We start from the raw sequence: 24573 nt of genomic DNA on the forward strand, positions 1-24573 counted from the left end.
CGAAAGGGTGATCGCTCACCTCGTCGCAATTGACGCCTTATCGGAAAGAAACGGGCGTTCTCCGGGGAGTTGTGCGCAGGGCAGGACTGGAAGGGTACGGACGATCGTCATCGGACCCGGCTGCGCAGAGTCGTGAGCAGATACGCACACAGCAGAGCAGCCAGTGACAACGCCAGCGCGCCACCCACGGGTTGGGCGATCACGCGCGCTCCGGCGGCCAGATACCGCTCGCCCCCGAACGGCCACTGCGCCAGGAACAGTTCCCGCAGCCGCACGGAGAACCCGGCCGCGCTGCGCACGGACGGGCCCCCCAATGTCTGCTGTACGAGGGGCACCACGAGGACCGGTACCGCGACCACCGCCGCCAGCCCGGCTGTGGTGGACCGGAAGATGCCCGCGGCCAGCACCCCGGCCCACGCACAGCCGATCACGAGGCCGGTCCAGCTCGCGGTCAGTGCGAGCCAGTCCGCGGGAACCTTCGCGAGCTCCGGTCCGTAGACGAGGTAGAGGACTTCGGCGTCGCAGCCCACGGTGAGGAAGGCGAGCAGCAGCCCGGTGGTCGCGGCGACGAACAGCTTGGCGGCGAGCAGTCCCAGCCGGCGGGGCACGGTGCCGCGGTCCACGGCCAGGGCGGGATGGCGGAACTCGTCTCCGAAGGCGATGGCGCCGAGCAGTCCGGCGCCGAGTGCCGCGGGCGGCAGCGGCAGCTCCTGCGGCCAGGCGGCCAGCAGACGGTGCTGTGGAGTGTGACCGATGCGGGCCAGGAGTACGGCGACGAGCGCGGACGTGACGAGCACGACGGCCCCGGCCAGAAACCCGGTGCCGACACCGCCGGCGCGACGCAGCTCGTAGCGGAGAGGACGCAGTGGACTCGGAGCGGGGCGGACGGAGATGGGCGGTGGAAGCGGAGGCAGGCTGTCGGAGGTGAGGGCGTCCGAGGGGCGCGGTCGGGCGCCCTGGGGGCTCGCGAGCGCGGATGTCGCCGACGTGCGATCGGCGGTCGGCTCTGAACCCCGGGCGGCCGTCGGCAGGCCGCTGGGGATCCCGATCGGCGCGGGGGGACTGGCCGCCAGGGCTGCCTCGGTTGACGCCGAGGTTGCAGAACCCTCGCGCACATCAGCGTCCTCGGGCGTGGCCCCATCGGCCACCGACCCCTCGCCGGGTGTCCCGGGCGGCTGCACCTCTCGGCGGGCCGAGGCGGCGCCGGGCCCCATGTCACCGACTTCGTCGGCGAGTTGGTGTACGAGGATGCCGTGCCGGAACGCGGTCTCGCCGATGTCCGGGCAGGTACTGCCGTACACGGAAAGCCGGTTGTCGGCCTCCTGCACGACCTCCACGGAGCGCTGCGTCGTTCGGGCCTCTTTGGCCAGCAGTGCCGCGAGACGGGTGGCGTGCGGGCTGCGGACGACGACACGTGGGCGCAGCCGGGTGCGGGAGAAGTCGGCGACCGCCTGGTCGGCGACGAGTCGTCCCCCTTCCAGGGTGATGATCCGGTCGGCGGTGCGAGCCGCCTCCTTGGGATCGGTGGTGGTGCACAGGACGGTGCCGCCCTGGGCGGCGTGGGCGCGCAGCAGGCCGTGCAGCCAGTGGCGTTCACGGACGGACAGCCCGTCGGTGAGGCCGTCGAGCACAAGGGTGTGCGGGTCCGCCAGCAGGGCGCAGGCCAGGCCGAGCCGGCGGTCCATGCCACGCGCCAGGGTGCCCAGGCGTTCGCCGCGCAGGCTGACCATGCCGACCACCTCGAGGACTTCGTCGGCTCGGCGGACCGGGACGCCTGCGGCCGCGCACAGCATGCGGAGTTGGCCTCGGACGGTGCGCGCGGGGTGCCCCGGTACATCACCCAGAAGGACACCGACCTCCCGTGACGGATGGGCGATGCGGTGCAGAGGGCGGCCTCTGAAGTAGGTGAGTCCGCGGCCCTGTTGGAGTTCGAGCATGAGCCTGAGCACCGTTGTCTTGCCGGCGCCCGGGGTGCCGAGGAGCGTGGTGACGCAGCCCGCGCGTGCCTCGAAGGAGACATCGTCGACGGCGGGGGGAAGCTCCTTGCGAGGGTTGCTGGTCAGTCCGAAGGCCTGGATCACCCGTAGCAAGATAGCGCGTTATGTCCGTTTTATCGGGTGTGGCGGGCCCACTGAAAGACAGGCGTTGTCCCAGCGGGGGCGGTGTCAGACCTCGGGACGCAGCATCGGAGGGTTGAGCAGGGTGGCGCCTCCGGCTCGGAAGAGCTGGGCCGGGCGACCGCCCTGCCGGGTGGTGGTGCCTCCAGTGGGGACGAGGAAGCCCGGGGTGCCCGTGACCTTGCGGTGGAAGTTGCGCGGGTCGAGGGCGACGCCCCACACCGCCTCGTACACCCGGCGCAACTCGCCGACGGTGAACTCGGTCGGGCAGAACGCCGTGGCCAGCGACGAGTACTCGATCTTGGAGCGGGCGCGCTCCACCCCGTCCGACAGGATCTGCGCGTGGTCGAAGGCCAGTGGTGCCGCCTGTTCACCGTCGCGGCCGTAGCCGCCCTGCTGCAGCAGTTCCTCGACGGGTGCCCAGCGCGCGCTGTTGGCGTCGCCGCCCGCCCGGGGAGCGGGCAGGTCGGGGGCTAGCGCGAGATGGGCGACGCTGACCACCCGCATCCGGGGGTCGCGCTCGGGGTCACCGTAGGTGGCGAGTTGTTCCAGGTGAGCCCCGTTGTCCTGCGCCGGGGCAATCGGGTCGTGGGCGTGCAGGCCGGTCTCCTCGGCCAGTTCCCGCGCTGCGGCCTGCGACAGGTTCTCGTCGGCCCGCACGAAGCCACCGGGGAGCGCCCAGCGGCCCTGGAAGGGCGGCTCACCCCTGCGTACCGCCAGCGCGCACAGGGCATGACGACGCACGGTCAGCACGACCAGGTCCACGGTGACGGCGAAGGGCGGGAAGGCTGACGGGTCGTAGGGCATGGCGCGATCATAGTCGTCTGCCTGACGATAAACACTCCTCTCTCCGGTCGCGCCCATGGCTGATCCACGCTGGTCGGGCACGCGTGCCACCGGCCGCTTCCGATCGTCTCCCGGGACCTGTCGACGAGGTCACGCTCCCAATTGCAGTCCTGCGGCAGCCTCCTCGACCATGGCGACGCCGAGACGGCCGACCCGTACGGAGAAGGGCGCACCCGCCATCCGCAGCCCGGTCAGGCTGATCTCGCCCAGGGGCACGCTGCGTACCGGTCGGAGCATGACCGTGCTCGCCGGGGCGTCCGGACGGATGCCGGCCAGGGCGGCGAGCAGCAGCACCCCCGAGGCCGCGGCGGTCGCCGACGGCCGGCAGGCCGCCGGGTGGGGCAGCGGAGCGCCGGTGTCCGTGCGCTGCTCTCCCGCGTACATCTCCGGCAACCGGTACTGGAACGCCTCGGCTGCCGCGAGGAGGCCGCGCAGCAGCGCACTCGCCTCCTTCTCGTACCCGGCGGTGGCCAGGCCCGCGACGGCCACCGCGGTCTCCTGGACCCGCACCGCACCGCTCCGGTGGCCGAACGGGTTGTACCCCGCCTCCTTGACGCCCAGGCCGCGCAGTCCCCAGCCGGAGTCCATGGCCGGGCCGCCGAACAGCCGGGCGAGCTGTTCGGTCTGCACCTTGTCGAGCAGCCCGGGGGCCGGCTCGCCCGCACCCAGCAGACCGGTGTCGAGGAGATGGGCGGCGATCGCACCGAAGTGCGGCACAGTACGCCCGTCCGGAGTGCGGGCAGCAGTGGGTCTGCCACCGCTCCGGTCGTCGAGCCAGAAGTCGGACCGGAACGCGGTGCGCAACCCCTGGGCCCATTGCCGCAGCCCGGCTCCGCCCGGTCGGCCGTACGCGTCGAGGAGGTCGGCGCCAAGCAGGGCGGCGCGGTGTGCGTGGGCCTGCGTCTCGCAGCGCAGCGGGCCGCCCGGTTGCGGATCGGGCAGGTAGGTGCCGTCGCCCACGGTCGCGCGTAGCCAGGTCAGACAGCGCTCGGCGGTCGGCAGCAGTTCCTCCGTCGTCTGTTCCGGGAGCCCCCAGCGACGGGCCTCGGCGAGGAGCACGGGGAAGAGCAGTGTGGCCTCCGTACCCGTGCAGCCCGGTGGCAGGTGTGGGCCGGCGTCCCTGCGGGGGCCGGGGAGCATGCCGGATCTCGGGCCCGGCCCCGGGAGCTGGGTGCGGGCGAGGGTTCGCAGCGTGCCCGCCGCGAGCCCGGTGCCCAGGGGCAGGGTCATGCGGGCGGCGGCGAGGGCCTCAGCCGGGGCCATGCCGCAGCGCCACGGCGCCCCTGCCGCGAGATGGGTGTCGGAGGGATGCGCCGGGTCTCGCAGGAGCAGGGCCTGCAAGTCGTCGATGCTGGTCCTGAGGAGCACTGCGACGCGTGGATCGTCGCCGTGGGCCCGTGCCGACGCGAGAGGGCTGGTCGCCGCGCGACCCACGGCTCGGACGGGTCCCGCCCCGTCCTGTCGTATGCGCAGCTCCAGGGTCATGGAGCCGCCAGGAGGCAGTTCGAGTTCCCAGCGCAGCAGGCCGGCGGAGGCCAGCGCGTCGGCGGGTGGCGGGTCCGCCGTGACGGCGGCGCCGCCGGTGGCACAGGACCAGCGCAGCCCGGAGGCGTGGACGCTGGCGGGCAGTTCGGGGCCTGCGGTGCCGGAGGCGATGGTGCCCAGGTCCGCCAGGTCGGTACCGAGTGACACCTCGACCGGCAGGCGCAGTGGGCGCGGCGCCGAGCTGTACAGGGTGATCCGCTCTGTGCCGTCCGCGTGCCGGATACGCTCGACGACCACATCGGGGTCCGGCCCGCCGTCCGGCGACGCACGTAACGTCCCCACGAATCGGGCGCGGTCGGCGGCGGTCATCCGAGCCTGTACCGGGAGCGGTTCGCGTCCGGCCACCCGAACCTGGCACCGGGCGAGCACACGCCTGCCTCCCCGATAGAAGCCCTCCAGCCCGCGTCCGGTGAGCTGCCCCTGGTCCGTGGAGATCGCGAGCCCGGGGAGGGCGACGCAGATCAGGGTGGTGTGGGTCGGGGGCAGTTGGGCGGGACGGCGGGCCGCAGGTGCTGCCGCGGACGGTGTTCGTGAAGGGGGAGACGGCGCGCCCCTCGGCAGGGGTGCGGAAGGGGGCCCGCTGCCCAGGAAACGTTGCGAGCCGCGTGGGTCCCCTGCGCTGCCGGGCACTGCGCCGCCACCTCCTCGCACGGGCGGCGTGAGTGAGCTTGCGGCCCGCCGGTCGTCGTCGGCGGCCGCGGGCGGGGGCGGCGGATGCATGGGCGGCTTCTTCTGCTCTCGGGGCGCCGAGGGCGCGCTCTGCGCCTGACGGGGGACTTCGGCGGGACGGGGGTGATGCGGCGGCTCGGCCCGTCCAGGGTTTCCGCCACTCAGGTGAACGGACCAGGGCTTCCCCGAGTCACGCCTTCGGCGGGACAAGCCGACCGAATGGCGGTGAGGCGGAGCATGCGTCCGGCCAGTGCCGGGACGACCGCACCGGCTGTCCACTGCGGTCGGGGCGATGAGGTGTCCGTGAGCCGTCCTGGCATCGGTCAGTTGTACGTGGGAGGTACTGACGCTGCTCAATCGCCGATGTCGTGTTCCACCGTGGCCGGACCGGCCGTCCACCGGCGCCCGACCGGCCGGGCGCCAGGCAGCCGTCCCGTCACCGGCCGGTCGCTGCTCAGGTGTCCCGCCGCCGCACAGCCGTGGGCCGCCCGTCCCCTCGTCGTACGCACCCCCGTCGGCTGTCCCGCCCCTGTCGATCCACCCGCCCGGCGCCCGCGTCCCGCCCGGGCGCCCGTGAACTGCCCCGCCCCTGTTCACGCATCGTTCCCCTTCGTCCGGCCGCGGCGAAGAGCAGCTCCTTCCGTGTCGGCGCTACGCCGACGTACGACGGGCCTGCCCGAGATCTGGGGACGAGTGCCGCCCGTCCCTCCGGCGCGGGGGCGGTTCTCGGCTCCGTCTGTCGGGCCCACCCGACGTCGACGCCTCGTAGCCGACCCCAGCGCCCGGGTGGCGCCACTGACCGATGTCGAGCAGGACGGGGGACCCGCGACGTCGGACGGCGTGGCGCGTTCGGTGCCGTCGATCCGGCCGTCGCTGTCGATCACCTGCGCGCGATCGGCCCCGCCCGTTCCTCCGAACCGTTCCATGGCCTCGAACCCTTCCGGGTCCTCATCCCAGTCCAAGCCCGTGTCCTCGCCCGCGTCACCCGTCCCCGTCCGCTCGATGGGTGGCGTCGTCCGGGGCCGTCCGGCGTCCACGTGTGCTCGGCCGCCGCGCTCCGCGCGCAGACAGCGACGGATCGACTCCGGGTCCAAGCCCTCGTTGCAGGCCTGGTGCAGCAGTCGGGCGAACAGGTAATCCGGGTCCGCGCCGAGCGCCATGGCCAGGGCTTCCCTGGCCTCCAGATCGTCACCGGTCGACCAGGCGACCCAGCCGGCGAGCGTCAGCGGTGCCGCGGCGTGCTCGCGGTACGGCCCGACGCAGCGGCGGGCGAGTGCCCTCCAGAGACGCAGGGCGGGTGCCGCCTCGTCGCCCTCCATCCACTCCGCCGCCCGATCGCGGGTCGTACGATCCTGCAGGCCCAGAATCAGCGTGGCGGCCTCGCTGTGTGTGAGCAGTTCGTCGTCGCGGAGGTCCGCCAGAAGCGTGCCGGACACGGTGGGCGCGTCGGCGAATCGGTTCCTCATCCGGTGTGCCTGTCGCAGGGTCTCGTCGGCCACGGCCGCGCGGCTCGCCGTGTCGAGGATTCGTGGGACCAGGCGGGCGTTCGCGGTATCCAGCGCGCGTTCCTGTTCCAGCGCCGCAGCGGTCTCCCAGGGATGGAACCTGGCCCGCAACTCGCTCAGTGTGCCCCGCACTTGCAGGCCGGCATAGGTCGCGGCGGCAGCCAGCACCGAGGTTCCTGGCAGGCCCATGGGCACCCCGTCGTCCGGACAGCAGTCGGGCGTCACACAGCAGTAGGACCAGAAGCGGTTGTCGGCGATGCACAGCGCCTCGACCACGGGAACGTCGAGACGACCGCACTCGGTGCGCAGCAACTGGGCGAGCGGGCGCAGCCGTTCCCGCACCTGATGCCGCGCTTCGCCCTGCGCCGGTTCCTGGCAGAGGTACACCACCATGCTCTCGGGCCGTGCACCTCTGCGCTCGCTGCCGGTCACCAGACCGCGCGTCAGTTGCTGTGCGACGGCGGGCCAGTCGTCCGGGTTCGCGGGAATTCCGAGCCGGGCGCGGCCCCCGAACCGGCCGCGGCCCTCCCTGTCGTGCAGCGCGACCAGGACGATGCTGTCCTCGGGGTGGTAGCCGAGCAAATAGGGCAGGGCGTCGGCCAGTTCGGCCGGGGTTCGGAGGGTGACCTGATGCGTTTCGCCGTGATTCGTCATGCCGTGACGATCTCGCGGATTTCCAGATTCCGCTTGAGCCTGTGGATAACTCCCGCCAGGGGCACGTCAAAAGCAGCTCCGGTGGGAGAACACCGCCGCTCCCGCCGCCCTGGGACCTCGACGACCGGGTGTTGCGCATCGCAGCCGACGACAGCCACGGCGGCCTCAGCGCAGCGGCGGTCTCCGGCGGCCTGCGCGAGCACGGGCCGCGCCCGAAAGCCGCCCTTTTCCGGCGGATACGGCGAGCCGTGCGGCCCCCACCGCCGCCAGGGCAAGCTCCCCCACCCGGCCAGGGCAAGCTCCCTCAGCCGGCCAGGGCCAGAGTGAGCGGGAGCACCTGGTCGGCGCCGTTCTGGCGCAGCAGGCGGGCTCCTACGGCCAGGGTCCAGCCGGAGTCCGTGTAGTCGTCGACGAGCAGGACCGGGCCGGGGGTGGCGGCCAGGGCGGCGGCAAGATCGTCGGGCACGGTGAACGAGGCGGCCAGGGCGCGCAGTCGCTGGGCCGAGTTGCTGCGGTGTGCCGCGTGCTCGTCGGCCTGCGCGGTGTAGGCGAGGCTGCCCAGCAGCGGGAGTCTGCCGACCCGGGCCAGGCCCCCGGCCAGGGAGGCGATCAGCTGAGGGCGAGTGCGGGAGGGCATGGCGACGATCCCCACCGGTCGCGCCATCGCGTCGGGGGAGCCGCCGGCCCAGCCGCCCGGCGAGCGGGCCCAGTCGGTCACCACCGTCACCACGGCGGCCAGCACGTCGTCGGGAACCGGCCCGTCCGGGGCCTGCGCCGACAGCAGCGGCCGCAGGCGGTTGCCCCAGCCGATGTCCGAGAGGCGGCCCAGCGCGCGCCCGGTGGCCGCCTGCTGGCCCACGGGAATACGGCCTTTGACGTCGACCCCCACCGCTGGCATACCCGACGGCCACATCCGGCGCGGCTCGACCTCCACCCCCGGACGGTCGAGCTCGCCGGTCGCCGCGGCGAGGGCACCCGGCGAAACGGCGGGGTCGAACCAGGGCCCGGCGCAGGTGTCGCAGCGACCGCACGGGACCGCCTTCTCGTCATCGAGCTGCCTCTGCAGGAACTCCATCCGGCACCCGTCGGTCGCCACGTAGTCCCGCATGGCCTGCTGCTCGGAGGCCCGCTGTTTGGCGACCCAGGCGTAGCGCTCGGCGTCGTACGCCCACGGCTGCCCTGTCGCGGTCCAGCCCCCCTTCACGCGCTTGACGGCCCCGTCCACGTCCAGGACCTTCAGCATCGTCTCCAGCCGTGAGCGGCGAAGATCCACCAGTGGTTCCAGCGCCGGCAGCGACAGCGGGCGCCCCGCCTCCTCGAGAACCGTCAGCGTGCGCCGCACCTGCTCCTCAGGAGGGAAGCCCACCGATGCGAAGTACGCCCAGATCGCCTCGTCCTCCCGCCCGGGCAGCAGCAGCACATCCGCATGATCCACACCACGCCCCGCGCGCCCCACCTGCTGGTAGTAGGCGATCGGGGACGAGGGGGATCCCAGATGCACCACGAATCCCAGGTCCGGCTTGTCGAAGCCCATCCCGAGCGCCGACGTCGCCACCAGAGCCTTCACCCGGTTCGCCAGCAGGTCCTCCTCCGCCTGCAACCGGTCGGCGTTCTCCGTCTTCCCCGTGTACGAGGCCACCGGATAACCCCGCTGCCGCAAGGAGGCCGCGACCTCCTCCGCCGCCGCCACCGTCAGCGTGTAGATGATCCCCGAACCCGGCAGATCCCCCAGCCGCTCCCCCAGCCACGCCAGCCGATGCGCCGCGTCCGGCAGGGTCAGCACCCCCAGCCGCAGACTCTCCCGGTCGAGCGGTCCCCGCAGCACGAGGGCGTCCCCCGCGCCCGTGCCCAGCTGCTCGGCCACGTCCGCCGTCACCCGCGCGTTCGCGGTCGCCGTCGTGGCCAGTACGGGCACCCCGGCCGGCAACTCCGCCAGCATGGTGCGCAGCCTCCGGTAGTCGGGTCGGAAGTCATGGCCCCAGTCGGAGATGCAGTGCGCCTCGTCGACCACCAGGAGGCCGGTCGTGGCCGCGAGTCTGGGCAACACCTGATCACGGAAATCCACGGAATTGAGGCGTTCCGGACTGACGAGGAGAACGTCGGTCTCACCGCGCTCGACCTCCCCGTAGATGGTGTCCCACTCCTCCGGGTTGGCCGAGTTGATGGTGCGTGCCCGGATCCCGGCCCGCGCCGCCGACTCGACCTGGTTGCGCATCAGCGCCAGCAGCGGCGAGATGATCACCGTCGGGCCGGAGCCCCGCCTGCGCAGCAGGGCCGTGGCGACGAAGTACACCGCCGACTTGCCCCAACCGGTGCGCTGCACCACCAGCGCACGCCGGCGCTCCTCCACCAGGGCCGCCACCGCCTGCCACTGGTCCTCCCGCAACCGCGCCGGCCCTCCCGGGGCACCGACCAGCTCGGCGAGGATGGCGTCGGCTTCGGCACGCAGCTCCTGGTTGCTCATGCCCCCATGCAACCCCACAGCACCGGCAACGGCCCAATCGCCCGACCGTCCCGACCGGGACGAAACACGCACGACGGGTCGCGGGACTCGTCAACCGGTCAGCCGCAGTGACGCGAAGGGACGTATTCCGGCCGGTTAACAGAGCTCCACGGGACACCCATTGGGCCGCCTGCCCGGCAGCAGCGGCCGACGGCCGAGCGCCCGCGTCGGCACGCGGGCGGTGTTACCACTGGTCGTCGCCCCACAGGACTGATGACGGGAACATGAACCAAGCCGAACAAGAGGACTAACGGGATGTTCCAGGCCGCCCCAGGCATCTACAAATGACACACCTGGCAGGGATATAATCCACAGATCACCAGAAGCCGGTCGGTGGCCCCATTTGCTCGTTGCCGCAACCCAGTTCGCCAGCAAGAATTGGAGTCCGCTCCCCGCACGGCCTGTCCGTGGTCCGGCAGGGCTCCGCCGCGGTGTGCGCTCCCCCAAGTCCGATCTCCCGCCCGCCAGTGTGGGCGCGTAGCCGAAGGGAGGACCGTGACCTTCGGATTCGCTCCATCCCCCGCGACATCCATGTCGACGTCTGCCGACCTGTCCGCCGCTTCCACCAACTCAGCAACCCGCATGCTCGAACCTGCGGAGTGGGCCGCAGCCGGGATTCCCCTGCTGCGCAATCCTCGCGATGTCGTCAGCGGCCTGCACGCCCGGCACCGCCCAGGGCCCGCGACCGCGATCGTCGCCGTCCTCGATCCGGACGAGCGGCTGCTGGCGAGTGCCTCGTTCACCCGACGCTCAGCTCCGGCCGACGGATGGATGTTCCGCAACTCGCTGCTCGCGCAGCTGCGCCGGGTCATCCCCCACGACCTGCGTCGTCGTACACCGGTGCGCACGGCCGTCCTGCTCTACTGCCGTGACGGCGACACCCGTTGGACGCAGGAGGACGGCGCGTGGATGTGGGGACTGCGTGACGCCTGCACACTGCACGGGCTGCGCTGCGGCGCGTACATCACACTGACCCGTGACGGCTGGCAGGTACTCGGCGAGGGCCGCGGTGGGCGCCGCCCGAACACGGATTCGCAGCCGGAGCCCTTCGCCATGTCCGAGGCACCACCGTCACTGCCGATGCCCCGCACCGGAGGCGCCGCCTCCGACATCCTGCGCCGCGCGGCAGCCCGCTGACCGTCGTACACAGAACGTCACCGCGGACAACGGCGCCCGCCGGTCGACGTACGACAGGGACAACCCGCGCGCGGGCGCACGACTACGTGCCGGACGGCAACCGACGCGCACGACGGCAGCACGCGCACGCGTGCTTTCACCGCCACGACGTGCCCGTGTGAGGGAACGCCGAAGCGCCCACCGTGCGTTACCGCTTCAGCGGCCCGCCCTGAACCGGTCCGGTGTCGCTGGACCGGTCGCCCCCGGGACGGTTCCCGGGGCCGCTCGGACGAACCGGAACGGGCTCAGACCCTCGTGCCCAGCACCGAGTTGATCTGCTGCGGGTCACCGCAGACGATCATCAGGGCGCCGGCTCGGCCGAGGGCCAGGGGAAGAGCCGCAGCGGTCGCGTCGGCACCGCCGTTGGCGGCGACGACGACCACGGGACGGGAGGCGGCACGGCTCAGAGCGGCGGCGTCGGCGTAGAAGACGTCGTCGCCCGCGTCGTGCTGCGCCCAGTACGGCGCCTCGCCGAAGGACAGCTCGTGCGCGGCCCACGGATGCGGATCACCGGTGGTGACCACCAGCACCTCGCCGGGGGCGCGTCCCGACTCCAGGAGCAGGTCGACGGCTTCCTCGGCAGCGTCCAGCGCGCCCTCGGCCGAAGCCGGGATCAGCTGGACCTGCGGGGTCGCCGAGGCTTTGGAGGCAGGCGCAGGAGGGGCGGAAGGGACAGGAGCGGCCGGAGCCGCGGACGGCCCGGGCTTGACCGCGCCCGCGGTCGAGGCCACGGCCGCAGGCGCGTCGTGCGGTGCGCGCTGGGCCGGCGCCGTGGGCCGGAAGGGCCCCGGACGGCCGGGACGCGGCGAAGCCGCAGGGCGGGGACCGGGTACGGGACGAGGGGTCTGCGCGGTACGGCCACTGGCCGGAACCGCGCGGGGACCCTGGGCACTCTCGTGAATCTGAGGCTCCTCGGGAATGAGAGGCATGACCTGATATTTATCAAACGCCGGTGCGACTCGCGTCGGCGGGTGGCACATGGGTGCGGACGGAACCGTCAGAAGTCGAAGCCGAGCTGGCCCTCGATCTCCGGAACGTTCCCGGTCGCCCAGCTGCGCGCCTTCTTGAGGTGCCGCCACTGGGGCAGCGCATCAAGATACGCCCACGACAGCCGGTGGTACGGGGTGGGCCCCCGCTCCTCCAGCGCGGCCTTGTGCACGGGCGACGGGTACCCGGCGTTGGCCGCAAAACCGAAGTCTCCATGGTCGATACCCAGTTCGGCCATCATTTTGTCGCGCTGAACCTTGGCGATCACGGACGCCGCCGCGACCGCCACGCACGACTGGTCACCCTTGATCACCGTGCGGACCTGCCACGGCGACCCGAGATAGTCGTGCTTCCCGTCGAGGATGACCGCGTCGGGGCGGACCGGCAAGGCATCCAGGGCGCGCTCCGCGGCGAGCCGCAGTGCCGCCGTCATCCCCAGGTCGTCAATCTCCTCCGGAGAGGCGTGTCCCAACGCGTACGACGTGACCCATTCCCGCAGCACTTCCGCGAGTTGGGTACGCCGCTTGACCGCGAGGAGCTTGGAGTCGGTGAGTCCCTCGGGGGGCCGCCGGAGACCGGTGACCGCCGCGCAGACGGTGACGGGACCGGCCCACGCGCCCCGCCCGACCTCGTCGACGCCGGCGATGACCTTCGCTCCGGTCGTGGCGCGCAGGGAGCGCTCGACGGTGTGGGTGGGTGCTTCGTACGGCATGGCGGTCTTAGCCTACGCCGCCCGGAACCCCGCTCGACACCCCGGTTCCCGCAAGCGACTTCAGGCTCTTGCCGCCCGGAGCAGCGGAACCATCAGCTGGTCGACCATCTCCTCGATGTCCCGCTCCCCCCATTCGCTCGCGCACACCTTCGTGCGGTACATCATCATCGCCGGAATGGCGTCGAACACGTAGCCGTTCGCAGCGTCGGGACGCGTCTCCCCCCGCTCGATTCCCCGGTCGATGATCTCCCCCAGGAGCCTGACCGTCGGCTCGACGACCCCTCCGAAGATCAGGCTCTGAAAGCGTTCCACCTGCGGGCTGTCGCATTCGTGAATCACCGAGCGCAGCGCGAATCCGGGGCGCGAGAACATCGCCGCCCGCACCTGCCGGCACAGCTCGACAAGGTCGTCCCGAACGTTCCCGAGGTCGGGCGCCCGGTCGAAGCGCGGCAGCCCGGCCTGGAGCGCGTCCGCGACGAGGTCCTCCTTCGAGGGCCAGCGCCGGTAGACCGCGGCCTTGCCGGTCTGCGCTCCGGCGGCGACACCCTCCATCGTGAGCCCGTTCCAGCCGACGGTACTGAGTTGTTCCAGCGCGGCATCGAGGATCGCCGCTTCGAGCACGGCGCCGCGCCGGCGGGGGGAGGCCGGCCGAGCGGATGCGGCCGTCCAGCGCGAAGTAACCATCTGAGTGTCTCCAGCGAGCAAGGGGGAGCGACGAGTGCGAGGATTATCAGGATTGTCGGAATTGCCATGATCACCGACGCGGTGAATCGCCGAGATTACCCGGGCGACCGCCATGCGAGCCGACAAACGAGTTCAGTGAACGCTTGCGTTCACTGTCGGGGACTCACTACCGTTTGACGCGACAGTGAACGCAAGCGTTCACTAGTGCTCTTATGGGGGACCCATAGTGACTACCTCTTCGCTGATGAAGGACCAGAAACCAGGTGCGGCCCGCCGGGAGGGGCATCCCGGCATAGCACTCACCGTCATCGCGGCCTGCCAACTCATGGTGGTACTCGACGCGACGATTGTGAATATCGCCCTGCCACACATTCAAGGCGCCCTCGAGTTCAGCACCACCGACCTCACGTGGGTGGTCAGCGCGTACACCCTCACCTTCGGCGGCCTGCTGCTGCTCGGCGGCCGGGCCGGTGACATCCTCGGCCGCCGCCGCGTGTTCATGACCGGCATCCTGCTGTTCATCGCCGCCTCCTTGCTGGGCGGACTCGCCCAGGAGCCTTGGCAGTTGCTGGCCGCGCGGGCCCTGCAGGGCGTGGGTGGCGCGATCGCCTCGCCCACAGCGCTGGCGCTCATCACCACGACGTTCGCCGAAGGCCCGGCGCGGAACCGGGCGTTCGGGGTCTTCGCCGCCGTCTCGGCCGGCGGCGGCGCCGTCGGCCTGCTCGCCGGCGGCATGCTCACGGAGTGGCTCAACTGGCGCTGGGTGCTCTTCGTCAACGTACCGATCGGCATTCTGATCGCCGTGCTCACGCCGGTGTACATCGGCGAGTCCGCACGTCATCCGGGCCGCTTCGACCTCATGGGCGCGCTGACCTCGACACTGGGCATGGCGTCCCTCGTGTACGGCTTCATCCGCGCGGCGGAGGACGGCTGGCGGGACAGCCTGACCCTGGCGGCCTTCGGCACGGCGATGGTCCTGCTGGCCACCTTCGTCTTCGTGGAGATGCGCGCCGCGGAGCCGATCACCCCGCTGAAGATGTTCGCCGACCGCAACCGCTCGGGCACGTACGTGATCATGCTGAGCCTGGCCGCCGCGATGTTCGGCATGTTCTTCTTCATCGTTCTGTTCGTCCAGAACGTCCTGCTGTACACGCCGATCGAGGCGGGCCTCGCCTTCCTGCCGGTGACCTTCGCGATCGCCATTGGCGCGGGCCTGTCGCAGCGTTTCCTGCCGATCTTCGGGCCCAAACCGTTCATGGTGACCGGATCGACGCTGGTCACGCTCGGGCTCGCCTGGCAGACGTTCATCACCCCCGACAGCTCCTACGTCGGCGGGGTGCTCGGCCCGATGCTGGTGTTCGGCTTCGGCATGGGCCTGAACTTCGTGACACTGACCCTGACGGCGGTCTCCGGGGTCGCCCCGCACGAGGCGGGCGCCGCGTCCGGGCTGCTCAACACCACGCAGCAGGTGGGTGGTTCGCTCGGTCTCTCCATCCTGACGACGGTGTTCAGCGCGGCCAGCCGTAACGAGGCGGTGGAACAGGTGTCCAAGTTCCTCGCCGTGGCCACGCCGGAGCAGAAGGCGGAGTTCGCCAGGACCAAGCAACTCCCCGCCCCTTGGAGCCACGAGGTGCTCGCCCACGGCATCGCCACGGCCTTCATCCCGGCCGCCGCGATGGCCCTGGTGGCCCTCGCCACCGCCTGCTTCGTGATCCGCGTCCGCAAGAGCGACCTGGAGGCCCTGGCAGGCACGGCGAGCACCGCGGGTCCGGCGGGCGGCTGATCTCCCGGCAGCGGACCCACAGACGCTGCTGACGGCCCCACGAGTCAGGGGTGCGTCCCTCCGACGCCCTGAGCGACGCATCCCTGCTTCGCGGAACCACGCAGGCCACGGCTGACGTCACTTCCCCGGCGCCCCGGGTCCGCACCCGCCGGCGGCCATGTCACCGCGAACGCCGCACCGCCACATACAGCGGCCGACACGCAAGCCACGGTCGGCGCCACTCCCCCGGGCACCCCCGGCCCGCAAGCACAGCCCCGACGGAACCTCGTCCGCCAAGGCGGCGCTACACCTCACGTAGAACTCCGGGACCGCATACAGCGGCCGCGTGCGCGTGCATTCGACAGCTGACGCCACTCACCACCCCGCGCCCCCGGAGGGCCGCGCATGGGCGAGATCCGGCCGCTGGCTCCACTCCCCGGCGACCTGTACCGACGGCGTTCGCGGCGGCCCCGCCGACGTACGCCCTCTCCACGCGCGCGTACCTCGACGGCTGCTCCGGTGGCTCACCGCGCGCGCTACGCCCCCGAGGGCGCCCACTCCGGCAGTTCTTCCGTCCGTTGCAGCCACGCCGTCGGCGGTGTCCCGGCCTTTCCCGCGGCGAGTACGCCGCCCACGATGGCGCAGTTCGTGTCCACGTCGCCGCCCACCTGGGCCGTCGCCCAGAACGCCTGTTCGTAGTCACCCAGGGCACGCGCCGCCGACCAGAGCGCGAACGGCACCGTGTCGTGCGCCGACGTACGCCGGCCACAGCCCAGTACGGCCGCGACGGTCCCGGCGTCGGCGTAGTCGAGCATGTCTCGGGCGCGCCGCAGCCCGACGGACACGGCACTTCTCGGGACGAGCGCGATCACACCGTCGAGAAGCTCACCGGGGCTCGGCGGGCCGCCCGTGGCGGCCACCAGGGCGGCGCCCGCGGCGACCGCCATGGCGCCGACGACGGCCTCGCGGTGCTGGTGCGTGGGATAGGCGGAGATCTCCGCCTGATGGGTGGCCTGCTCGGGGTCGTCCGCGTACCAGGCGCCCAGAGGGGCGATGCGCATGGCCGCGCCGTTGCCCCACGACCCCTGGCCGTTGAACAGGGTGGACGCCAGTTCGCGCCAGTCGCCGCCCTCCCGGACCAGCCGCAGGAGCCGGTTCACCGCGGGGCCGTACCCGCGGTCGAAGTCGTGGTGCTGCGCGAAGGAGCGGGCCAGGGCGTCCTGGTCGACGCGGTGGTGCGCGGCCAGCACGGCCACCACGGAACACGCCATCTCCGTGTCGTCCGTCCACTGCCAGGGGCCGGGCGGCAGCTCGCGGAGCTTGAGCAGGGGGTGATTCACGGGCACGAAGAACTGCGACCCCAGCGCATCCCCCACCGCAAGCCCGCGGAGGCTTGCCAGGGCGCGCTCCAGGCGCTCGTGGGAAGAGGAATCAGCAGTCATCGCCCTGTCACTCTATCCGGTGACTCCATACGATTCCGGCTCACGCCAACGCTCGAACGGCCGGTCAAGGGTGTACCTGCCGTCACTCCCGAGAACGAGCATCCGCATCTCCGCGTTCCCGGGATTGGACAGCGACTCGAACTCCGCGACCGTCCAGTGGAACCAGCGCATGCAGAACAGCCGCATGGCCAGCCCGTGGGTCACCAGCAGCACGTTCGGCGGATGGTCGGGAGCCTCGAAGCTGCGGTACAGGCTCTCCAGGAAGCCACCGACCCGGTCGTACACATCGGCCCCGGACTCCCCCTGGGCGAAGCGGTAGAAGAAGTGCCCGTACGCGTCCCGGTATGCCTTCTGCAGCCGTACGTCGTCCCGGTCCTGCCAGTTGCCCCAGTCCTGCTCGCGGAGGCGGGGCTCCTCTCGCACACGTATGTGGTCGGGGTTCAGGCTGAACGCGCGCAGGGTCTCGTGCGTACGACGGTAGGGGGAGACGTACACGCTGACCTGCTCCTGCCCGAACACCTCGCGCAGGCGCTTGCCCGTCTCCTCCGCCTGTCGCCAGCCGCGTTCGGTGAGGGCGAGGGCGTGGTCCGGCTCGCGCTCGTAGACGGTGTCATCGGCATTGCCCATTGACTCGCCGTGCCGGACAAGGACGATGCGCCGTGGTCTTACCATGCCAAAACCCTAGATCGGGTCGGCGCCGACCGGGCACTCGCGCGGCCTCTATACGGCGTATGTCGCACATGTCGTGCGCGCCGGAGCACACAGCGTTCCGATCTCGGGCTGTCCAAGCGGGCCGATCTCAGACTGTCCAGGTGGGTTCCAGCTCGACTATGTCACCGGCGAGAGCCGCGACATCCGCCTCCAGTTGCGCCCGCAGCGCCAGCCGCTCCACCCGCTCGGCCCGGTACTTGCCGTGCTCGGCGGCCGACCGCCACATCGACATGATCAGGAACTCGTGCCCCGGCGCCTCGCCGAACAGCCCGCGCACCATGCCGGGCGAACCCGCCATCGCCGGATTCCAGACCTTCTCCTGCATCAGCGCGAAGTGCTCGGCACGCTCCTCGTGGACACGGCAGTACGCCACCCTTACCAGGTCGGAGTCCGTGAAGCGCGGCTCGAAGCCGGTCTTCACGTCGAAACGGTGGTCGAAGAGCTTGACCTGCTGGTCCTTGAAGGTGCCCGACTGAGCGGTGGCGAGCCGGTCATGGGACCGGGCCATGAAGGAGTCGTAGAAGGCGCGGCTCTCCCAGAAAGCGAAGACGTGTGCCACGCCGGGACGCCCCCGGCTCCAGCCCCCGCCCTGCCCCCGGAATCCCGGCTCCCCCAGAAGTCCCGCCCACTTTCGCTGCCCCCGTTCGAAACCGCGGCGGTCCACCACGGTGCAGCGAATCCACTTGACCAGCACCGCGCCATCGTAAGGGCTCGGAGCGTGGCGCCGGTCACGCTCCGGCGGAGTGCGACCGCGCGAGCGCCCCCGCGCGCGTGGCACGATGGACAACCAGCTGTGCTGTACCGGCAGTTGGAGCGAGCACACGGCGAACGGGGAAGGGAAGTCTGGTGAAGGCCCTCAACAAGGGGATCCGCAAGGTCGAAGTCTCACTGAAGTGGGACCCGAGTCCGACGGGCGAGCCGCCCACCGATCTCGACATCGTCGCCGCGACCTACCCGGCGACCGATCCGTACGGCGATCCCGCCTACGTGGTGCATTTCGACAGCCGCTCCCCGGACGGCACGATCACCCTCAACCGGGACAGCAAGGACGGCAAGGGCTTCGGCTGGGACGAGGTCATGACGCTGGAGTTCGACCGGCTGGCCGCCGAGTACGCGCGCGTCGTAGTCGGCGTCATCATCCAACAGCGTTCCACGCACCGGACGTTCGTCGGTGTCCGGGGACCGGGCCTGCGCATCCGCGAGGGCTACACCGTCCTCGCCGAGGACGACTTCGGCGGCGTTCTGGGGTCCACGGCGGCCACGGTCGGAGAGTTCGTCCGCGACGAGAGTGGGTCGTGGGACTTCCACTCCGGCGTCCAGGGCTTCGAGGAGGACCCCTCGACGTTCACCAGGGAGATGGGCCGCTCACGTCAGAGCTGATCCCTCCCCGAAAGGGAAGGCAGGCCGGGGGTGACGATCGCGAGGGTGGCGGCCAGCGCGTCGAGTACGGCCTCCCGATGGGTGACCGTACTAGGCGGGCCGTCCCCTGTCGGCGTCAGCAGTCCGCGGTCAACCAGTAGGTACAGCGTGCGCAGTGTGCGCATGGTGTTGGAGGCCCACGGGGGAACCGGCCCCGGCTCCCCCGTCCGGAACGCCGCAGCGACGGCTTCCAGCCATCCCACCGACTCGTCGGCACTCAGCCCGGGCCGGCACAGGATCCGGGCCAGCGCACGAGCGATCCGGTCGTCCTCCTGGGCGTCGAAGACCTGCTCGGTGCCGGCCAGCAGCCGCGCGACGGCCAGTTCGAACAGCGGCGCGGGTTCCTGCTGCGGGCGCCGCGCGAGGGCCCCGAGCAGATCAGCCCCGTGCGCGGCGGCATGCACCCAGCCCAGCACAGGGTCGTACCCGCGCAGATCGGTCTCGCCGGGATACCACCCGGCGAACGCCTCCCACCACTCCTGCCGCCAGTCCCCCGCGTCGACGATCCGGGCGAGGACAAGCGGGGCGAACGCGCGCGCCTGAACACCGGGATCGTCGAACAGCCCGGCCATACGATCCCCGAACCACCCTCGCTCCGCCGCGTCGAGGCCGGGTATCCAGCGGACAGCCGCGCCGTACGCCCCCTCGTCACGGACCACGGGATCCGGGGAACGGAGATCCGCGACCAGCGCCTCGAGCGCGGCGGCCCGGGCAGCCGCGGAGAGTTCACCGATGTCACCGTCGTGGCGTCGCAACGTGTCGTCCATGGGCGGAGGTTACGCGGCCCACGACACGACGAAGGAGGGGCACCGGCACATGGCCGGCGCCCCTCCTCCTTCACTCACCGGTCAGGGAGCGTCCGTCGAGGTCAGCTGCAACCGCTGGTCGACCCGCATCCCTCGCAGATGTAGCAGGACCCGGCCCGCTGCATCTTCGTACCGCAGGAGAAGCACAGCGGGGCGTCCGCCTGGATGCCCAACTGCATCTCGACCAGTTCGGCACTGGTGTGGACCTGCTGCAGCGCGGGCTCCGGCACCTCCGCGACGACCGCCTTCGGGGCCGCGACGGCCTTCAGTTCCTGGGTGCGGGGCGCCGACTGCGCCAGGCCCTCGATGTCGACCTCTTCGTCGGTCGGCTCGTAGGACCCCGTCTCCAGGTGACGCTGGCGCTCGTCGGCGGAGTGGATGCCGAGGGCGGAACGCGTCTCGAAGGGGAGGAAGTCCAGCGCGAGGCGGCGGAAGATGTAGTCGACGATCGACTGGGCCATACGGACATCGGGGTCGTCCGTCATACCGGCCGGCTCGAAGCGCATGTTCGTGAACTTCGAGACGTACGTCTCCAGCGGCACGCCGTACTGCAGACCCACCGAGATGGCGATCGAGAAGGCGTCCATCATGCCCGCGAGGGTGGAACCCTGCTTGGACATCTTCAGGAAGACCTCGCCGAGACCGTCGTCCGGGTAGGAGTTGGCGGTCATGTAGCCCTCGGCGCCGCCGACCGTGAAGGACGTGGTGATACCGGGACGGCCCTTGGGGAGGCGCTTGCGGACCGGGCGGTACTCGACGACCTTCTCGACGGCCTCACGGATCGTCGCCTCGGTCTTCTCGGTCACCGCGGCCTTCTCGTCCTCCTTCTTCTTGACGGAGAGCGGCTGGCCGACCTTGCAGTTGTCGCGGTAGATCGCGAGCGCCTTGACGCCCATCTTCCAGGCCTCGAAGTAGATCTCCTCGACCTCCTCGACGGTCGCCGACTCCGGCATGTTGACCGTCTTGGACAGGGCGCCGGAGATCCAGGGCTGGATCGCGGCCATCATCCGGACGTGGCCCATCGCGGAGATGGTCCGCTCGCCCATGGCGCAGTCGAACACCTCGTAGTGCTCGTGCTTGAGGCCCGGGGCGTCGATCACATGGCCGTGCTCGGCGATGTGGGCGACGACCGCCTCGATCTGCTCCTCCTGGTAGCCCAGGCGGCGCAGGGCCTGCGGGACCGTGCCGTTGACGATCTGCATCGAGCCGCCGCCGACGAGCTTCTTGAACTTGACCAGCGCGAGGTCGGGCTCAAGACCCGTGGTGTCGCAGGACATCGCGAGACCGATGGTGCCGGTCGGGGCGATGACGGACGCCTGCGCGTTACGGAAGCCGTTCTTCTCGCCGATACGGACGACGTCCTGCCAGGCCTCCGTGGCGGCGGCCCAGATCGGGGTGTCCAGGTCGTCCATGCGGACAGCCTTGTCGTTCTCGTCGGCGTGCTGCTTCATGACCCGCAGGTGCGGCTGCGCGTTGCGGGCGTAGCCGTCGTACGGGCCGACGACCGCGGCGAGTTCGGCGGAGCGGCGGTACGAGGTGCCGGTCATCAGGGAGGTGATGGCGCCGGCCAGGGCGCGGCCGCCCTGGGAGTCGTACGCGTGACCGGTCGCCATCAGCAGGGCGCCGAGGTTGGCGTAGCCGATGCCGAGCTGGCGGAACGCGCGCGTGTTCTCGCCGATCTTCTGGGTGGGGAAGTCGGCGAAGCAGATGGAGATGTCCATCGCGGTGATGACGAGCTCGACGACCTTCGCGAAGCGGTCGATCTCGAAGGACTGGCGGCCCTTGCCGTCGTCCTTGAGGAACTTCATCAGGTTCAGCGAGGCGAGGTTGCAGGACGTGTTGTCCAGGTGCATGTACTCGCTGCACGGGTTCGAGCCGTTGATACGGCCGGACTCCGGGCACGTGTGCCAGCGGTTGATCGTGTCGTCGTACTGGATGCCCGGGTCGGCACAGGCCCAGGCCGCCACCGCCATCTTGCGGAAGAGCGCCTTGGCGTCGACCTCCTCGATGACCTCGCCGGTCATCCGGGAGGTGAGCCCGAACTTGCCGCCCGCCTCGACCGCCTTCATGAACGTGTCGTTCACGCGGACGGAGTTGTTGGCGTTCTGGTACTGGACGGACGTGATGTCGTCGCCGCCCAGGTCCATGTCGAAGCCCGCGTCACGCAGGGCGCGGATCTTCTCCTCTTCCTTCACCTTGGTCTCGATGAAGTCCTCGATGTCGGGGTGGTCGACGTCGAGGATGACCATCTTGGCCGCGCGGCGGGTGGCGCCGCCCGACTTGATCGTTCCGGCCGACGCGTCTGCGCCGCGCATGAAGGAGACCGGGCCGGAGGCGTTGCCGCCCGAGGAGAGCAGTTCCTTGGAGGAACGGATCCGGGACAGGTTCAGGCCGGCGCCCGAGCCGCCCTTGAAGATCATGCCCTCTTCCTTGTACCAGTCGAGGATCGACTCCATGGAGTCGTCGACGGACAGGATGAAGCAGGCCGAGACCTGCTGGGGCTGCGGGGTCCCGACGTTGAACCAGACCGGGCTGTTGAAGCTGAAGATCTGGTGCAGCAGGGCGTACGCCAGCTCGTGCTCGAAGATCTCGGCGTCGGCCGGGGAGGCGAAGTACTTATAGTCCTCGCCCGCCTTCGTGTACGTCTTCACGATGCGGTCGATGAGCTGCTTGAGGCTCACCTCGCGCTGCGGGGTGCCGACAGCACCGCGGAAGTACTTGCTGGTGACGATGTTGACCGCGTTCACCGACCAGAAGTCGGGGAACTCGACGCCACGCTGCTCGAAGTTGATCGAGCCGTCGCGCCAGTTGGTCATGACGACGTCACGGCTCGCCCACTCGACCTCGTCGTACGGGTGCACGCCGGGGGTGGTGTGGATCCGCTCGATGCGCAGGCCCTTGGCCACCTTCGTCCCCTTTGCGCGGGAACTCCGTGCCGGACCGCTCGCCGTCTCTGTCATGCCGCCTCCCTGTATCGGGCAAAACGCCCAGAAGTGTCACGTTGTTCCCATGACACGGTGTTGTTCCTGGCGCTGCGGGCACCCTCTTGATGCCGCCCGCAGCAGGTCTTCGGCTCGCCGTCGTTCCGGGGCCGGGTCCGAACGCGCTGTCCGGGACCGGCCCGCCGGTCAGTCGGCGGCGTTGGCGGGCACGGGGACCTGAGCAGTCCCCCCGGACCCGCGATCGTCTTCCTGGCGCCCCACATCCGGGTCTTCGTCGTCCACGGCGGGGCGGCGCGATGCTTCCCTGAGCTCCGCGATGGCGGCCTCGAAGTCGTCCAGCGAGTCGAACGCCCGGTAGACGGACGCGAATCGCAGGTAGGCGACAAGGTCGAGTTCCTGCAACGGACCGAGCATGGCCAGCCCCACGTCGTGGGTGGTCAGCTCGGCGCTGCCGGTGGCGCGCACCGCTTCCTCGACCCGCTGGCCGAGTTGGGCGAGCGCGTCTTCGGTGACGGGCCGTCCCTGACATGCCTTGCGCACGCCATTGATGACCTTCGTGCGACTGAAGGGCTCGGTGACTCCGGACCGCTTGACCACCATGAGCGAGCACGTCTCGACGGTCGTGAACCGACGGGAGCAGTCAGGACACTGGCGGCGCCTGCGGATCGACGTGCCGTCGTCGGTCGTACGACTGTCGACGACGCGGCTGTCGGGGTGCCTGCAGAAGGGGCAGTGCATGATCTCCAACCCTCCCTCACAGCAGACTCAATAGCCTCGTAAGGGCCCTTGAGCCCCTCGAAGCAGCCCCCAGCATAGGTGATGCCCGAGGGGTCGAAGACCCGGGGGACCACAACTTCTGGGCTACCGCCGTAATCCAACCACTAGATGTGGGGATTGGCCCGTACATCCGCACGCACACGCGTGTCGCACCGGTATTGGCATGTGCCGCACGGCCATACCCCCAGGGAACATGCGGAGATACGGTGAGAACCGCGCGCGAGGGGGGTCGATTCCCGGCTGGCGGGGTTCCGGATGGCAGACTTGAGCACCGGCCCACGAGGTCTCCACTCCGGCGGTGAAGGGTACGACAATCAACCCCTTCACCCCCTGCGCCCACCCGGCACAGCATGAGCCATACACCCAGAAATCTGATCGCGGCAGGCCAACCGCAATTTTTCACTCGAACGTGTGTTTGGCGCAACCTTTCGAAAGCAACTACCGTTGCACTGCACGGGAGACCATCGAGAGGGGCCGACGTGACCACCACCGCAGACAGTGCCACCATCACCGCCCAGGACCGCTCCCAGGGCCGACTCGAGCCGGTGCATGCGATGAACGAAGCCACGAATCCTGAGGGACACAAGCGGTCCCTCCCTGGACGACCTCCAGGAATCCGAGCGGACAGCTCGGGACTCACAGACCGACAACGGCGCGTGATCGAGGTCATCAGGGACTCCGTGCAACGACGCGGTTACCCGCCGTCGATGCGCGAGATCGGGCAGGCAGTCGGCCTCTCCAGTACTTCATCGGTCGCACACCAGCTCATGGCCCTGGAGCGCAAGGGATTCCTGCGGCGCGATCCGCATCGCCCGCGCGCCTATGAAGTACGCGGTTCCGACCAAGGGGCTTCCGTGCAGCCCACGGACACCGCGGGCAAGCCCGCCGCGTCGTACGTCCCGCTTGTGGGCCGTATCGCCGCCGGCGGTCCCATCCTCGCCGAGGAATCGGTCGAGGACGTGTTCCCGCTCCCCCGCCAACTGGTGGGTGACGGAGAGCTCTTCGTCCTGAAGGTCGTCGGTGACTCGATGATCGAGGCCGCGATCTGTGACGGCGACTGGGTGACGGTCCGCCGCCAGCCGGTGGCCGAGAACGGCGACATCGTGGCCGCGATGCTGGAGGGCGAGGCCACGGTCAAGCGCTTCAAGCGCGAGGACGGCCATGTCTGGCTCCTCCCGCACAACTCCGCGTACCAGCCGATCCCCGGCGACGAGGCGACGATCCTCGGCAAGGTGGTGGCTGTTCTCCGCCGCGTGTGAGAGCTGCGGGAGGCGGGCCGTACGGCCCGCGCCCCTGACCGGGCCCCGGAACCACTG

The 24573-nt window shown here is 70.7% G+C and carries 18 protein-coding genes; 4 read left to right on the forward strand and 14 right to left on the reverse strand.

The window, feature by feature from the left end; translation table 11 throughout:
* Window positions 1-107: 107 nt before the first annotated feature.
* The 5 genes from ADL01_RS20820 to ADL01_RS20840 form a co-directional block, all read right to left on the reverse strand.
* Window positions 108-2081 carry an ATP-binding cassette domain-containing protein gene (locus ADL01_RS20820; protein WP_053743529.1) on the reverse strand — a complete coding sequence of 658 codons (1974 nt, stop codon included), beginning with the start codon at window positions 2079-2081 and terminating at the stop codon, window positions 108-110.
* A gap of 84 nt (window positions 2082-2165) precedes the next feature.
* Window positions 2166-2924, reverse strand: a complete 759-nt coding sequence (locus tag ADL01_RS20825; protein ID WP_053743530.1) for an NUDIX hydrolase — start codon at window positions 2922-2924, stop codon at window positions 2166-2168.
* A 129-nt stretch (window positions 2925-3053) separates the two neighbouring features.
* A complete protein-coding gene (locus tag ADL01_RS20830; protein WP_234354733.1) occupies window positions 3054-5228 on the reverse strand; it encodes a glycogen debranching N-terminal domain-containing protein in 2175 nt (724 codons plus the stop codon).
* Between the two features lie 542 nt (window positions 5229-5770).
* A complete protein-coding gene (locus ADL01_RS20835) occupies window positions 5771-7336 on the reverse strand; it encodes a DUF4192 domain-containing protein (RefSeq protein ID WP_053743531.1) in 1566 nt (521 codons plus the stop codon).
* A gap of 304 nt (window positions 7337-7640) precedes the next feature.
* Window positions 7641-9800 (reverse strand): RecQ family ATP-dependent DNA helicase, encoded by a 2160-nt coding sequence (locus ADL01_RS20840; protein ID WP_053743532.1) that lies wholly within the window; start codon window positions 9798-9800, stop codon window positions 7641-7643.
* 534 nt (window positions 9801-10334) lie between these two features.
* Between ADL01_RS20840 and ADL01_RS20845 the strand changes: the two genes are divergently transcribed.
* Window positions 10335-10976, forward strand: a complete 642-nt coding sequence (locus ADL01_RS20845; protein ID WP_053743533.1) for a hypothetical protein — start codon at window positions 10335-10337, stop codon at window positions 10974-10976.
* Between the two features lie 284 nt (window positions 10977-11260).
* Here ADL01_RS20845 and ADL01_RS20850 read toward each other — a convergent pair whose 3' ends face one another.
* The 3 genes from ADL01_RS20850 to ADL01_RS20860 all read right to left on the reverse strand — a co-directional run bounded on the left by ADL01_RS20850 (window position 11261) and on the right by ADL01_RS20860 (window position 13398).
* Window positions 11261-11944 carry a hypothetical protein gene (locus ADL01_RS20850; protein WP_078960656.1) on the reverse strand — a complete coding sequence of 228 codons (684 nt, stop codon included), beginning with the start codon at window positions 11942-11944 and terminating at the stop codon, window positions 11261-11263.
* Window positions 11945-12012: 68 nt separating this feature from the next.
* A complete protein-coding gene (locus tag ADL01_RS20855; protein ID WP_053743535.1) occupies window positions 12013-12714 on the reverse strand; it encodes a ribonuclease HII in 702 nt (233 codons plus the stop codon).
* A 60-nt stretch (window positions 12715-12774) separates the two neighbouring features.
* Window positions 12775-13398 (reverse strand): TetR/AcrR family transcriptional regulator, encoded by a 624-nt coding sequence (locus ADL01_RS20860; RefSeq protein ID WP_078960657.1) that lies wholly within the window; start codon window positions 13396-13398, stop codon window positions 12775-12777.
* 226 nt (window positions 13399-13624) lie between these two features.
* Between ADL01_RS20860 and ADL01_RS20865 the strand changes: the two genes are divergently transcribed.
* Window positions 13625-15181 carry an MFS transporter gene (locus ADL01_RS20865; RefSeq protein ID WP_053743537.1) on the forward strand — a complete coding sequence of 519 codons (1557 nt, stop codon included), beginning with the start codon at window positions 13625-13627 and terminating at the stop codon, window positions 15179-15181.
* A gap of 515 nt (window positions 15182-15696) precedes the next feature.
* Here ADL01_RS20865 and ADL01_RS20870 read toward each other — a convergent pair.
* From ADL01_RS20870 to ADL01_RS20880, 3 genes are all read right to left on the reverse strand, one after another.
* Window positions 15697-16602 carry an ADP-ribosylglycohydrolase family protein gene (locus ADL01_RS20870; RefSeq protein WP_053743538.1) on the reverse strand — a complete coding sequence of 302 codons (906 nt, stop codon included), beginning with the start codon at window positions 16600-16602 and terminating at the stop codon, window positions 15697-15699.
* Between the two features lie 12 nt (window positions 16603-16614).
* On the reverse strand, window positions 16615-17274 hold the full coding sequence (locus ADL01_RS20875) for a histidine phosphatase family protein (protein ID WP_053743539.1): 660 nt from the start codon (window positions 17272-17274) through the stop codon (window positions 16615-16617).
* A 127-nt stretch (window positions 17275-17401) separates the two neighbouring features.
* Window positions 17402-18007 (reverse strand): YdbC family protein, encoded by a 606-nt coding sequence (locus tag ADL01_RS20880; protein ID WP_053743540.1) that lies wholly within the window; start codon window positions 18005-18007, stop codon window positions 17402-17404.
* Between the two features lie 152 nt (window positions 18008-18159).
* Between ADL01_RS20880 and ADL01_RS20885 the strand changes: the two genes are divergently transcribed.
* Entirely contained in the window at window positions 18160-18693 is a 534-nt protein-coding gene (locus ADL01_RS20885; protein WP_053743541.1) for a TerD family protein, read from the forward strand.
* Here ADL01_RS20885 and ADL01_RS20890 read toward each other — a convergent pair.
* The 3 genes from ADL01_RS20890 to nrdR form a co-directional block, all read right to left on the reverse strand.
* Window positions 18684-19499 carry a DUF2785 domain-containing protein gene (locus ADL01_RS20890; RefSeq protein ID WP_053743542.1) on the reverse strand — a complete coding sequence of 272 codons (816 nt, stop codon included), beginning with the start codon at window positions 19497-19499 and terminating at the stop codon, window positions 18684-18686. The genes ADL01_RS20885 and ADL01_RS20890 overlap by 10 nt on opposite strands.
* Window positions 19500-19600: 101 nt before the next feature.
* A complete protein-coding gene (locus ADL01_RS20895) occupies window positions 19601-22498 on the reverse strand; it encodes a vitamin B12-dependent ribonucleotide reductase (RefSeq protein WP_053743543.1) in 2898 nt (965 codons plus the stop codon).
* Between the two features lie 168 nt (window positions 22499-22666).
* Entirely contained in the window at window positions 22667-23218 is a 552-nt protein-coding gene (gene nrdR / locus ADL01_RS20900) for a transcriptional regulator NrdR (RefSeq protein WP_053743544.1), read from the reverse strand.
* Window positions 23219-23736: 518 nt separating this feature from the next.
* Here nrdR and lexA point away from each other — a divergent pair.
* Window positions 23737-24516: a transcriptional repressor LexA gene (gene lexA / locus ADL01_RS20905; RefSeq protein WP_053743545.1), complete on the forward strand. Its 780-nt coding sequence runs from the start codon at window positions 23737-23739 to the stop codon at window positions 24514-24516.
* Window positions 24517-24573: the final 57 nt, after the last annotated feature.

It is taken from the genome of Streptomyces sp. NRRL WC-3618, from assembly GCF_001280005.1.
Classification (GTDB): Bacteria; Actinomycetota; Actinomycetes; order Streptomycetales; family Streptomycetaceae; genus Streptomyces.